The organism is Arthrobacter sp. AG1021 (assembly GCF_003633665.1).
In the GTDB taxonomy this organism is placed as follows: domain Bacteria; phylum Actinomycetota; class Actinomycetes; order Actinomycetales; family Micrococcaceae; genus Glutamicibacter; species Glutamicibacter soli.
The window spans coordinates 1-12,170 of sequence record NZ_RBLB01000011.1 but is presented as its reverse complement, the minus strand read 5'-3'; the positions used below and the strand labels follow the sequence as shown (position 1 = coordinate 12,170).

Here is a 12,170-nt window from a genome sequence, read left to right as displayed (position 1 = left end):
ACGCATGAGTGAGCCCGCACCGTCCCAAGACGGTCTGAAGCGTGGTCTCAAGGCCCGCCACCTGCAGATGATTGCAATTGGCGGATCGATCGGAACCGGACTGTTCGTCGCCTCCGGCGGAGCCATTGCCGACGCGGGCCCCGGGGGAGCGCTCATTGCCTACGGCCTGATCGGCCTCATGGTGCTGCTGCTGATGCAGTCGCTGGGCGAAATGAGCGCGCGGCTCCCGGTCGCCGGCTCCTTCCAGACCTATGCCACTGTCTTCGTGAACCGGCATTTCGGCTTTGCCATTGGTTGGAACTACTGGTTCAACTGGGCGATCACCGTCGCCGCCGAGCTGGTCGCCGCGGGCATCATCATGTCCTACTGGTTCCCCAATTCCCCGAGCTGGATCTGGGCGGCGCTCTTCCTGGCGCTGCTCACCGGCCTGAACGCCCTGTCCGCCAAGGCCTTTGGCGAGGGCGAGTACTGGCTGGCGATGATCAAGGTCGTCACCGTGATCGTGTTCCTGATCTGTGGTGTGGCGATGATCTTCGGCATCATCGGCGGAACCTCGCCCGGCTTCAGCAACTGGACCGAAGGCGAGGCGCCGATCGTCGGCGGCTGGCTGTCCATCGTCTCGGTCTTCATGATCGCCGGCTTCTCCTTCCAGGGCACCGAGCTGATCGGCGTGGCAGCCGGCGAGGCGGAGAACCCCAAGCGCGACATCCCGAAGGCCATCAAGGCGATCTTCTGGCGCATCATGCTGTTCTACATCGGCGCGATCTTCGTGATCGGCATGCTGATCCCGTACCTGGATCCCTCGCTGCTCTCCTCCGAGGCATCCGACATTGCGACCTCGCCGTTCACCCTGGTCTTCGAGCGCGCCGGCATCGCTTTCGCCGCGGCGCTGATGAACGCAGTGATCCTCTCCGCCATCCTGTCCGCGGGCAACTCAGGGCTATATGCCTCTGCGCGCATGCTTTATTCGATGGCGCTGGACGGCAAGGCGCCGAAGATCTTCGGGCGGCTGAACCGCCGCGGCGTGCCGATGCCCGCCATGCTGCTGACCGCTTCGGTGGGCCTGTTCGGCTTCCTGACGGCCATCATCGGGCAGGGCGCAGCCTACACCTGGCTGCTGAACGTCTCAGGCCTGTCGGGGTTCATCGCCTGGGTGGGCATCGCGGTCTGCCACTACCAGTTCCGCAAGCAGTACATCGCCAGCGGCCAGGACCTGGCCAAGCTGCCCTACAAGGCGCCGCTGTTCCCGCTGGGCCCGATCCTGGCGTTCGTGATCCTCATCGTGGTCATCGCCGGCCAGAACTACCAGGCGGTCATCGAGGGCAACCTGCTGCAGGTGGTCTCCTCCTACATCGGCCTGCCGATCTTCCTGCTGCTGTGGCTGGGCCACTGGCTGGCTACCCGCAAGCAGCCAGCCGTGAAGATCGACCCCTGGACCGCAAAGCTGCACTAGGCGTTCAGCGCCGCATCCACGATCACCCGGGCCTCTGCCAGCACCTGCTGCAGATGCTCGGGTGATTTTGTCGATTCCGCGTAGATCTTGTAGATATCCTCGGTGCCCGACGGGCGCGCCGCGAACCAGGCGTGCTCGCTGGAGACCTTCAGCCCGCCGATCGCGAAGCCGGAGGCCTCGGTGGCCTTGGCGGTGATCGGGTCGCCGGCCAGCTCGGTGGCGCTGACCATACCCGGGTTCAGCTTGCCCAGCACCGCCTTCTGCTCGCGGCCGGCCGGGGCGTCGAAGCGGTCGTAGAAGCTGCCGCCGTGGCGGGCGACCAGCTCGGCGTGGATCTGGCTGGGGCTCTTGCCTGTCACCGCGCGGATCTCGCTGGCCAGCAGAGCCAGCATCAGCCCGTCCTTGTCGGTGCTGAAGGCACGGCCTGCGAAGTCAAGGAAGCTGGCGCCTGCCGACTCCTCGCCGCAGAAGCCCACCTGGCCGGAGGCCAGCGGCTCCACGAAGTACTTGAAGCCCACCGGGACCTCCAGCAGCTCGCGCCCGTGGGCGGCGACCACGCGGTCGATCAGCACCGAGGAGACCAGCGTCTTGCCGACCTTTGCGTCGGCGGGCCATTGCGGGCGGTGGGTGAGCAGGTAGTCGATGGCCACTGCCAGGAAGTGGTTCGGGTTCATCAGCCCGGCGTCCGGGGTGACGATGCCGTGGCGGTCCGCGTCAGCGTCGTTGCCGGTGGAGATGTCGTACTTCTCGCGGTTGGCCACCAGCGAGGCCATGGCGTGGGCGGAGGAGCAGTCCATGCGGATCTTGCCGTCCTTGTCCAGCGTCATGAAGCCGAAGCGCGGATCCACGGTGTCGTTCACGACGCTCAGGTTCAGCCCGTAGCGCCGTCCGATCTCGCCCCAGTAGTGCGCCGAGGCGCCGCCCAGCGGATCGGCGCCGATCGAGATGCCGGAGTCCGCGATGGCCTTGAAGTCGATGACCTGCGCCAGGTCCGCGATGTACAGCTCGCGGAAGTCGAATCGCTGCGCGTCCGGGGTGCCGCGCTTGATCTGCCCGCCGCCGGCCAGCAGCTCGTTGGCGCGGGCGGCGATGGGGCCGGTGATCTCGGATTCGGCCGGGCCGCCGTGCGGCGGGTTGTACTTGATGCCGCCGTCGGCCGGGGGATTGTGCGAGGGGGTGATGATCAGCCCGTCCGCCTGCGCGCCGCCGCGCGCGTTGTGCACCAGGATGGCATGGCTCAGCGCCGGGGTGGGGGTCAGCCCGTCCTCGGCCAGCACCGTGACGCCGTTGCCCGCCAGCACCTCCAGTGCGGTGCGGTAGGCCGGTTCGGAGAGCGCATGGCTGTCCTTGCCCACGTACATCGGGCCGGTGATGCCGGCGGCGGTGCGGTAGTCCACGACGGCCTGGGTGATCGCGGCGATGTGCGCTTCGTTGAAGGTGCCGTTCAGCGAGCTGCCGCGGTGGCCGGAGGTGCCGAAGACGACCGCCTGGTCGGGGTTCGCGCTGGAGGGCACGATGCCCGTGTAGGCGTCGAGGACCGCCTTGAGGTCGATCAGGTCGGTTTCCTGCGCCGGCTGGCCGGCTCGTTCGTGTGCCACTGCGTGTATCTCCTAGTTGGTGCGATGTCCGCGGGGTCGTAGACAATGGATAGTGATGAGCTACTACCCATACCCGCAAAACCCCTACCAGCGCCCGCCGGAATCGACCGGGCTGTCGGTGGCCTCGCTGGTGCTCGGCATCCTCTCGATGCTGGGCTTCGCCATAATCATTCTAGTTCCGCTGGCCGGAGTCATCACCGGACACCTCGGCTATCGGCGTGAACCGAACTCGCGGGCTCTGTCGCTGGCCGGGCTGATCACCTCCTGGATCGGCCTGGTCCTGGCGGCCCTGTTCTACGCGTTCGTGATCTGGCTGGTCTTCTGGATGCCCGGGGCGATCTACGAATACACCGACTACGCCTACAACGACCTGAATTACACCTAGACCCGCAGTCGGAGCGATGCTAACTTAACGATAATCGTTATTAACGACTATCGATAGGATCGCCATGCTCGCGATATTGCCACTGCTGCTGGTCTTGGTCCTGCCCGTGACAGTCCTCGGGATTGTCTACGTGCTGCGCCGCAAATCGTCCGATAGCAGCGCAGTCGTCGCCTTCACCCGGATCGTCGCCTGGATTGGCGTGGTGCTGATCGGCGGCTCCCTGCTTGTCGGCGCTGTGGCGGCGATCGCGAATGGCGAATCGACGCTCCAGGTGCCGGTCGAACCGTACTGGCCTGAATTTCCCGCGGTCAGCGACGTGACCCCGGACCACGGCGACGCCGTGCGCAGCGAAATCACCACGGTGACGGTGACCGCCACGAACCTTGGCGCCGCAACCCGCGGCTTGCTCGCCGCGGGCTCCCTGGTTTCCGGTCTGGCCGTTATCGCGGTGCTGGCGGCCCTCATCGCCCTGTGCGGCAAGCTGCTGGCCGGCAAGCCGTTCAGCGATTCGCTGCGCCGCGCCGGACGGATCGCCGCCTCGGCGCTGGCCCTGGGGACGCTGGTCGGCCAGACGCTCACCGGCATCGGCGCCTACCGGGCGGGCGAGGAAACGCTGCGGGTGGACGGCTACACCAGCACGGGAGACCAGGAATTTCCGGGTTTCTCCCCGTGGCCGGTCCCGGCCTTCTCCATCGACTACGACTTCGCGCCGTTCCTCATGGCCTTGGCCATCCTGGTGGTGGTTGAGCTGGTTAATGCCGGCATGGCGATGGCGCGGCAGAACGAGCGGCTGCGGGCCGAGACCGATGGGCTGGTCTGATCCGTGGAGCTGCGCACGGTGCACTGCAGGCTAACCGAATTGCTGGCCGAGCGCGCTATGACCCTGGTCCAGCTCAGCGAGCTGGTCGACGTCTCGGTGGTGAACCTGTCTGTGCTGAAGAACGACCGGGCCAAGGCCATCCGCTTCAGCACCCTGGTGGCCATCTGCCAGGCCTTGGACTGCGAGATCGGCGAGCTGCTGGTCCTTCGTTAAACGGCTGCGGCGCGGATCCCGGAGGAATCCGCGCCGCTTGGGTGTCCGGGCTTTAGTGCACCGAACCCATGAGCTTCTTCAGGGCCGGGGTGGCCGCCAGCATGGCGATGCCCAGCACGACGGCGGTGCCGCCCATGGCGATGAAGTAGGCAACCTCGTTGCCCGGGGTGTAGAAGCCTGCCAGCACGCCCGACAGGGTGGTGCCCAGCGAGATCGACAGGAAGAACAGCGCAATCATCTGGGTGCCGAAGGCGGCGGGAGCCAGCTTGGTGGTCACTGCCTGTCCGGTCGGGGAGAGCAGCAGCTCGGCGATGGTGCACAGCAGCAGGATGCCGATCATGGCCGGCAGCGGGGTCATTTCCAACGAGTTCAGCGGGATGAAGCACAGGAAGGCTGCGCCCACCACCACTAGCGACAGGCCGAACTTGGTGCCGGTGCGCGGCTGGCGCGTGCCCAGCTTGGTCCACATGGCGGCGAAGACGCCGGCCAGCAGCACGATGAAGACCGGGTTGATCGACTGGACCCAGCTGGCTGGCATCTCCCAGCCGAACAGGTGGCGGTCAAGGCGCTCGGCCGAGTAGGCGGCGACGAAGGTGAACTGCTGCTGGAACAGCGCCCAGAAGGCCGCCGAAGCGATGTAGAACGGAATGAACGCGTACACGTTCTTGCGCTCGCGGTCGGTGACGCGCGGGCTGCGCAGGATCAGCACGAAGTACACGATGCTGGCGGCGATCACCACGTAGGCGATGGTCGAGGCCAGGTTGTCAGGGGTGACGATCTTGGTCGCGAAGGCGGCGATGATCGCCACGATGACTGCCAGGAAGATGACCACGTAGCGGGTGCGCTCGTTCTTCGGCAGCGGGTTCGGGACCTCGCGCACCGAGTCCGGCAGGTTCTTGCGGCCGAACGTGTAGATCAGCAGGCCGACGCCCATGCCCACGGCCGCGGCGCCGAAGCCCACGTGGAAGCCGAAGTTCTGGTGCAGCAGGCCGGTCAGCAGCGGGCCGACCAGGCCGCCGATGTTCACGCCCATGTAGAAGATGGAGAAGCCGGCGTCGGACTTCGGGTCGTCCTTGGCGTAGAGCGAGCCGACCAGCGCGGTGGCGTTCGCCTTCAGGCCGCCGGAGCCGATGGCCACCAGCACCAGGCCGATGGCCAGACCGGTGACGCCCGGCAGGAATGCCAGGGCAAGGTGGCCTGCCATAATCATCAGGGCGGAGACGAACAGCACGCGTTCCGAGCCCCACAGTCGATCGGCGATCCAGGCGCCGAGGATGGTGCTCAGGTAGACTGCGCCGCCGTAGGCGCCGACCAGCGACAGCGCCAGTCCCTGGTCCAGTCCCAGGCCGCCGTCGGCGACCGTGAAGTACATGTAGTAGGCCAGCAAAGCCTGCATGCCGTAGAAGGAGAATCGCTCCCACATCTCGACGCTGAACAGGTTTGCGAGCGCGCCCGGGTGGCCAAAGAAGGTCTTGGCCGGGCGTTGAGTGCTCGGTGTTGCAGTAGACATACGTAATATTTTTCGCTTTTCCGGAGGCGAGTACCTACTTCTGTCGGAAAGCTCACACTGAGATCTGCAACGCTAAAGCCAGGAGCATCCCCTCGTCCGAACGCGGTGAAATCAGCTGGATTCCCAGTGGGAGGCCTTCTTTGCTGGTACCCACGGGGACGGTAATCGCGGCCGCGGAAGAGACGTTGACCATGGAGCTGTACGGGGAGTACTGGCACTGCAACATATAATCGCGCTCCGCCGATCCTTGGGTATAGTGCCCCACCATCGGCGGGACGCCTGACAGCGCCGGGGTGGCGATCACGTCGTAGGCCGACCACTGCCGGATGAAGTCCGCCGCGATCTGCCGGATCCGGGTGGCCGCCTGGGTTGCGGCCTTCAGGCTGCGCTGCTGCGAACGGCGCCGGAATTCCCGCGCGAGGGCCCCAAGCCTCGATTCGTCCTGCAGCGGGATGTCCTTCAGCCCGTTGGTCCACACCGCGCCGAAGGCCTCGGGGTAGTCCTCCGCATAGGCCAGTTTGGCCAGCTCGACCTGGTGGCGCTGCGCCAGCAGCTTCAGCCCGGCGCTGAACGCCTGCTGGGCGTCGGGGGAGACGGTGATCTCGTAGGCGCTCTGGAACGGCGAGTGGGTGCTGTAGCCGATGCGCAGGTTCGCCAGCTCTTCCGGGTAGCGCCCGCGCAGCAGCGGCAGGTAGTGGTCGGTTCCGCGCATCGCATCCATCAGCAGGGCCGCATCCAGCGCGTCGTGGGCCAGCGGCCCGGAGACCGTGAGCTTGGGGGCGCCGAAGCCGTCGCTGTAGCCTTCCAGCACGTCGCTGGGGATCCGACCCAGCGAGGGCTTGAGGCCCACCAGGCCGCAGGCGGCCGCCGGGATGCGCACCGAGCCGCCGCCGTCCGAGCCCGGGCCCACCGGAATCATCCCGGCGGCCACCGCGGCGGCCTGCCCCCCGGAGGAACCGCCGGAGGAGCGCTGCGGGGCGAGGGGGTTGCGCGAGGGCGCGGCGATCAGGTTCTCCGAATAGCTGCTCAATCCGAACTCGGGCACCTGGGTCTTGCCCAGCACGATGACGCCCTCGGCGCGCAGCCGGGCGGCCAGCGCCGAATCCCGGGTCGCGATCGGGTGTTCCACGGCGGCCGAGCCATGCGTGGTCGGCATGCCCGCTACGTCCCCCAGGTCCTTGAACGCGGTGGGCATCCCGTGCATCCGGCCCAGCTGCCCGCGGTTTTTCACGAAGGCCTCGTCGGCCCGGGCCGCGGCATCCAGCGCGGCCTCGGAAACGTGGACGAAAGCGCCCAGGGAGCGCTGCTCGTCGATCCGCTGCAGGTGGTGGGCGGTGGCCTCGCGGCTGGAGATTTCTCCGGCGGCCAGCTGGTCGCGCAATTTCACGGCGCTAAGGGGCAACATGTCGGCTTTCGACGGAGGAATGACTAGTCTTTTAAGCAAACACCCAATCTGAGAGGAATTCCAGCCATGAGCGACTTCGAGACCGTCACGGTCACCAACGTACCCAAGGACGCCTTCATCCTGGACGTGCGCGAGGACTTCGAGTGGGAAGCCGGCCACGCCGCGGGCGCCACCCACGTCGCGCTGGGCACCCTGCCGGAGCGCGTTTCCGAGCTGGACCCGGACGTGGACACCTACGTCATCTGCCGCACCGGCGGGCGCTCGGCGCAGGCCGCCGCTTGGCTGACCGGCATGGGCTACACCGCCTTCAACATCGCCGGCGGATCCGACGCCTGGATCGAGGCCAAGCTGCCAATGGAATCCGAAAACGGTCAGGAGCCGACCGTCCGATGAAATACGCCTATCTGGGCCCCTCAGGAACTTTCACCGAATCCGCGCTGCTGCAGCTTGACGGCGCGCGCGACTCGGAACGCATCCCCGCAGCCAACGTGAACGCCGCCCTGTCCATGGTGCGCGAGGGCGACGTCGACGCCGCCGTCGTGCCCATCGAGAATTCGGTGGAAGGCGGGGTGTCGGCCACGCTGGATTCCATCGCCACCGGCGACTCGCTGCAGATCGTGGCCGAAATCCTGGTGCCGATCACGTTTGTGCTCGCGGTGCGCGAGGGCATCACCGAGCTGGGCCAGATCAGGCAGGTATCGACGCACGGGCACGCGTGGGCGCAGTGCCGGCTGTGGGCCGAGGCGAACATCCCGGCGGCGGTCTTTGCCCCGGCGTCCTCCACAGCGGCCGGCGCGCTGGGCCTGCAGGATCCCGAGCAGCACCACGACGCCGCCATCTGCAGCCCGCTGGTCGCCGAGGAGCGCGGCCTCCACGTGCTGGTGCGCGGCGTGGAGGACAACCTCGGCGCGGTCACCCGGTTCATCGTGGTCACCCGCCCGGGACGCATCCCGCAGCCCACCGGCGTGGACAAGTCCACGCTGATCCTGCCGCTGGCGGAGGACCGCCCGGGCGCGCTGATGGGCATCCTGGAGCAGTTCACCGCGCGCGGGGTCAACCTCTCGCGCATCGAGTCGCGCCCCACCGGCGAGGGCTTGGGCAAGTACTTCTTCTCGGTCGACGTGGAAGGCCACGTGGCGCAGGAGCGGGTCGCCGCGGCGCTGTCGGGCCTGCACCGGCTGTGCCCGGAGCTGAGCTTCCTGGGGTCCTACCCGGCCGCCCAGGGCGCCGCCCCGTTCGTCGACACCCACAACTCCGACGACGCGTTCATCGAAGCGCGCGCGTGGGTCGACGCCGTGCGCGCACGCCTCTAGGGGGTGCGCAGGCGCAGCGAACCGGCGTTCACCGAGACTTCGAGTTCGTTGACCTGGCCGGTGGGATCCCCGTCGATCTGCGTGTTCATGGGTTCGGCGCAGCGCAGGGAGATCCCGCTGGTCTGGTAGAAGCTCATCACCGGGATCTTGTTTTTCGCGCGGAACGCGGTCTTCAGCAGGATCCAGGTCCAGCCCGCGGCCGAGCGCGGGGAGAGCACCACGGCATCCAGCACGCCGTCATCCAGCTTCGCGTCAGGCACGAAGTCCAGCCCCTGCAGCTTGCCCACGTTGGCGAACAGCACCGAGCGGACCTTGCGGGTCTGCCAGTTGGAATCGCCCGAGAGCTTGAAGTGCACGCGCTTGCGGCGGCCCGGCAGCTGGCGCAGGCCAGCCTGCGAGTATGCCAGCCAGCCGACCTTGGACTTCATCTCCTCGTCGGTGTCGTCGAAGAGGTCGGCGTCGGTGCCCACGCCGGCGATCACGAGGAACGCATGGTCCGCGGTGGTGCCGTCCAGCAGGTTCAGCTTCATGTGCCCCACGTCGATGCGCCGCACCGTGCCGCGCACTGCCACCAGCGCGGCGGTGTGCAGGTCCTCCAGCGGGACCTCCACGTTGCGCGCCAGCAGGTTTCCGGTGCCCAGCGGGATGATGCCCAGCGTCGATTCGGTGCCTTCGAGCACCTCGGCCGCGGCGCGGATGGTGCCGTCGCCGCCCGCGGCGACAATCGTGTCGCATCCGGCGTCCAGCGCCTTGCGGGCCGCATCCTGCCCGGCGTTCTCCGGGGTCGTATGGAAAACCAGCGGCGCCTCCATGCCCGCTTCGGCACAGACCCGGGCCACCGCCTCTTCCGCGTCATCCCCTCCTGACTTGGAGGGATTGACGATCAACGCAACCTTGGACGGCTCTGTCTGGGCCACCTCCTCGGCAGGCCTGCTCAGCGGCTTGCTTGACTGCGAAAGTTTGCGCACCGAGTACCAGCTGGTTGCCGCGGCGGCAGCTGCTGCGGCCGCGGCAGAGAGAATGATCGCCCTATTTGTCTGCATAGTGCTCTCATCGTACTCATGGTTGCTACGCTTAATGTGTGATCGACCTGAAAATGCTCACCGAAAATCCGGATTTGTACCGCGCTTCGCAACGTGCCCGCGGTGCCGACGAGTCGCTGATCGATCAGCTCATTGAAGCTGATGCAGCCCGTCGCGAGACCATCGCCACCTTCGAACGCCTGCGCGCAGAGCAGAATGCGTTCTCCAAGAAGGTCGGCCAAGCCAAGGGCGAGGAGCGCGCCGCGCTGCTGGCCGAGGTCAAGGAACTGGCCGCCTCCGTGAAGTCAGCGCAGGCCGAGGCCGACGCCGCGGCGGCCGCTTCCGTGGCGCTGCAGCGTTCCATCCCGAACCTGATCATCGACGGCATCCCCGCCGGCGGCGAGGACGACTTCACCGTCATCAAGCACGTGGGCACCCCGCGCGATTTCAAGGCAGAGGGCTTCGAGCCGCTGGACCACTTGCAGATCGCCGAGAAGCTCGACGCCATCGACATGGAGCGCGGCGCCAAAGTCTCCGGCTCCCGCTTCTACTTCCTCAAGGGCATCGGCGCACGCCTTGAAATCGCCATGATGAACATGGCCCTTGACGTGGCCATGGACCACGGCTTTACTCCGATGATCACACCGACCCTGGTCCGCCCGGAAACCATGCAGGGCACCGGCTTCGACGTTGAGCACGACGACGAGATCTACAAGCTCGAGCGCGACGACCTGTACCTGGTCGGCACCTCCGAAGTGGCTCTGGCGGGGTACCACGCGAACGAGATCATGGACCTGTCCGAGGGCCCGCTGCGATACGCCGGCTGGTCCTCCTGCTACCGTCGCGAGGCAGGTTCGGCTGGCAAGGACACCCGCGGCATCATCCGCGTGCACCAGTTCAACAAGCTGGAGATGTTCATCTACACCAGCGTGGAGAACGCCGAGGCTGAGCACGAGAAGCTGCTGGCCATGGAAGAGGACATGCTCGGCCGCATGGAGCTGGCCTACCGCGTGATCGACACCGCCGCCGGCGACCTGGGCATGAGCGCGGCCCGCAAGTTCGACTGCGAGGCCTGGGTGCCGACGCAGGAGACCTTCCGCGAGCTGACCTCGACCTCCAACTGCACCACCTTCCAGGCGCGCCGCCTGAACATCCGCGAACGCGAGATCGTCGACGGCAAGCCGGGCAAGACCCGTGCGGTCGCCACCTTGAACGGCACGCTGGCCACCACCCGCTGGATCGTCGCCATCCTGGAAACCCACCAGAACGAGGACGGCACCGTGAATGTGCCCAAGGCGTTGCAGCCGTACCTCGGCGGACTCGAAGTCCTCAAGTAAAACCACAAGCAAACCGGCCTTCGGGCCGGTTTGCTTGTTTAAGGAATACTGCGCTTCACCCGAAGTTCACCTGTGCCTGTGCCACGGATCATCGCAATATTTCGCAGGTGATGGTTCACTGGGGACATGACAGTTTTAACTAGAACCGGCAACGATGACCGGTTGAATACACGAAAATTGATGATTTGCCTCGATGTGGACGGAACCATCGTCAACCACCGGGGACAGATGAGTGAGCGGGTACGCCGTTCCGCCCGCGACGTCGTCGGGCGCGGCCACGAGGTCGTCATTTCCACCGGACGCTCGCTGGGCGCGGCCCTTCCGATCGTCCGCGAACTGGGCATCGACCACGGATATGTCGTCGCCAGCAACGGCGGCGTCCTGGCGAAAATCACCGGCGAGGACGTCGACGTCTTCCATCGAGAAGTTTTTGATCCGTCGCTGGCGTTGGCCGCCTTATGGCGTTCGCTGCCCAACGCCAAATACGCGCTGGAGAACGAACGCGGAGAATTCCTGTCCAGCGATGTTTTCACGGACGCCAGCTTCGGCGCCGAATCCCAGGTCGTGGACTTCGAGGAGCTGGTCAACAGCAAGGCAGTGCGCGTGGTGGTGTTTTCCACGGACGCCACCGCCGAGGACTTCGGCCAGGCGGTGCAGGGGCTTGGCCTCTCCGGCGTCACCTACTCGGTGGGCTGGACCGCGTGGCTGGATATCGCGGCCGAGGGAACCACCAAGGCCAGCGGCCTGGAACGCCTGCGCGCGATCCTGAAATTCGACACGGCCGACACTCTGGCCGTGGGCGACGGGCGCAACGACATCGAGATGCTCCAGTGGGCAGGGCTCGGCGTTGCCATGGGCCAGGCCCCGGACGAGGTCAAGGATGTCGCGGACGCGATTACCGACGGCGTAGATGACGACGGTTTGGCAGTGGTCCTCGAAGAGCTTCTGCAGCGATAGCCTACGGGTCGGGGTCTTCGAGGGGGTCTTCGAGTTCCTCCCGGGTCCAGGGTTTCCCGCGTACCCATTTGGACTGGGTGAGCAGGTCCGGGAACTGCCGGTGCCGGTACCCGGTCACCGGGGGAGCGACCGACCGGTAGTAGGCTCCGGTGCCGGG

General features: G+C 66.6%; 12 protein-coding genes. 8 read left to right on the top strand and 4 right to left on the bottom strand.

The window, feature by feature from the left end; genetic code table 11:
* Nucleotides 1-4: 4 nt before the first annotated feature.
* Nucleotides 5-1,453 (top strand): amino acid permease, encoded by a 1,449-nt coding sequence (locus DFO58_RS15325; RefSeq protein WP_047120616.1) that lies wholly within the window; start codon nucleotides 5-7, stop codon nucleotides 1,451-1,453.
* On the opposite strand, the gene pgm is transcribed toward DFO58_RS15325, so the two are convergent.
* Complete coding sequence (gene pgm, locus DFO58_RS15320; protein WP_120991602.1) at nucleotides 1,450-3,051, bottom strand: phosphoglucomutase (alpha-D-glucose-1,6-bisphosphate-dependent); 1,602 nt, start codon at nucleotides 3,049-3,051, stop codon at nucleotides 1,450-1,452. The genes DFO58_RS15325 and pgm overlap by 4 nt on opposite strands.
* Nucleotides 3,052-3,106: 55 nt before the next feature.
* Here pgm and DFO58_RS15315 point away from each other — a divergent pair, with 55 nt between their 5' ends.
* The 3 genes from DFO58_RS15315 to DFO58_RS15305 all read left to right on the top strand — a co-directional run bounded on the left by DFO58_RS15315 (nucleotide 3,107) and on the right by DFO58_RS15305 (nucleotide 4,469).
* Nucleotides 3,107-3,436, top strand: a complete 330-nt coding sequence (locus DFO58_RS15315; RefSeq protein ID WP_052772564.1) for a DUF4190 domain-containing protein — start codon at nucleotides 3,107-3,109, stop codon at nucleotides 3,434-3,436.
* Between the two features lie 64 nt (nucleotides 3,437-3,500).
* Nucleotides 3,501-4,256 carry a hypothetical protein gene (locus DFO58_RS15310; protein ID WP_047120618.1) on the top strand — a complete coding sequence of 252 codons (756 nt, stop codon included), beginning with the start codon at nucleotides 3,501-3,503 and terminating at the stop codon, nucleotides 4,254-4,256.
* A gap of 18 nt (nucleotides 4,257-4,274) precedes the next feature.
* Nucleotides 4,275-4,469 carry a helix-turn-helix domain-containing protein gene (locus tag DFO58_RS15305; protein WP_286158838.1) on the top strand — a complete coding sequence of 65 codons (195 nt, stop codon included), beginning with the start codon at nucleotides 4,275-4,277 and terminating at the stop codon, nucleotides 4,467-4,469.
* A gap of 52 nt (nucleotides 4,470-4,521) precedes the next feature.
* Here the strand turns inward: DFO58_RS15305 and DFO58_RS15300 are convergent, their stop codons facing one another.
* Together DFO58_RS15300 and DFO58_RS15295 are read right to left on the bottom strand one after the other, a co-directional pair.
* Nucleotides 4,522-5,979, bottom strand: a complete 1,458-nt coding sequence (locus tag DFO58_RS15300) for a peptide MFS transporter (protein ID WP_113607250.1) — start codon at nucleotides 5,977-5,979, stop codon at nucleotides 4,522-4,524.
* A 52-nt stretch (nucleotides 5,980-6,031) separates the two neighbouring features.
* A complete protein-coding gene (locus tag DFO58_RS15295) occupies nucleotides 6,032-7,384 on the bottom strand; it encodes an amidase (RefSeq protein ID WP_120991601.1) in 1,353 nt (450 codons plus the stop codon).
* A 66-nt stretch (nucleotides 7,385-7,450) separates the two neighbouring features.
* Here DFO58_RS15295 and DFO58_RS15290 point away from each other — a divergent pair, with 66 nt between their 5' ends.
* Both DFO58_RS15290 and pheA read left to right on the top strand, forming a co-directional pair.
* On the top strand, nucleotides 7,451-7,777 hold the full coding sequence (locus DFO58_RS15290; RefSeq protein WP_047120622.1) for a rhodanese-like domain-containing protein: 327 nt from the start codon (nucleotides 7,451-7,453) through the stop codon (nucleotides 7,775-7,777).
* Nucleotides 7,774-8,697 (top strand): prephenate dehydratase, encoded by a 924-nt coding sequence (gene pheA / locus DFO58_RS15285; RefSeq protein WP_120991600.1) that lies wholly within the window; start codon nucleotides 7,774-7,776, stop codon nucleotides 8,695-8,697. The genes DFO58_RS15290 and pheA overlap by 4 nt, the downstream gene beginning before the upstream one ends.
* Here the strand turns inward: pheA and DFO58_RS15280 are convergent.
* A complete protein-coding gene (locus DFO58_RS15280; protein ID WP_047120624.1) occupies nucleotides 8,694-9,740 on the bottom strand; it encodes a diacylglycerol kinase family protein in 1,047 nt (348 codons plus the stop codon). The genes pheA and DFO58_RS15280 overlap by 4 nt on opposite strands.
* A 38-nt stretch (nucleotides 9,741-9,778) precedes the next feature.
* On the opposite strand from DFO58_RS15280, the gene serS reads away from it, so the two are divergent.
* Complete coding sequence (serS, locus tag DFO58_RS15275) at nucleotides 9,779-11,056, top strand: serine--tRNA ligase (RefSeq protein ID WP_053797132.1); 1,278 nt, start codon at nucleotides 9,779-9,781, stop codon at nucleotides 11,054-11,056.
* A 126-nt stretch (nucleotides 11,057-11,182) separates the two neighbouring features.
* Nucleotides 11,183-12,013, top strand: a complete 831-nt coding sequence (locus DFO58_RS15270) for an HAD family hydrolase (protein WP_120991599.1) — start codon at nucleotides 11,183-11,185, stop codon at nucleotides 12,011-12,013.
* Nucleotides 12,014-12,170 lie beyond the last annotated feature (157 nt).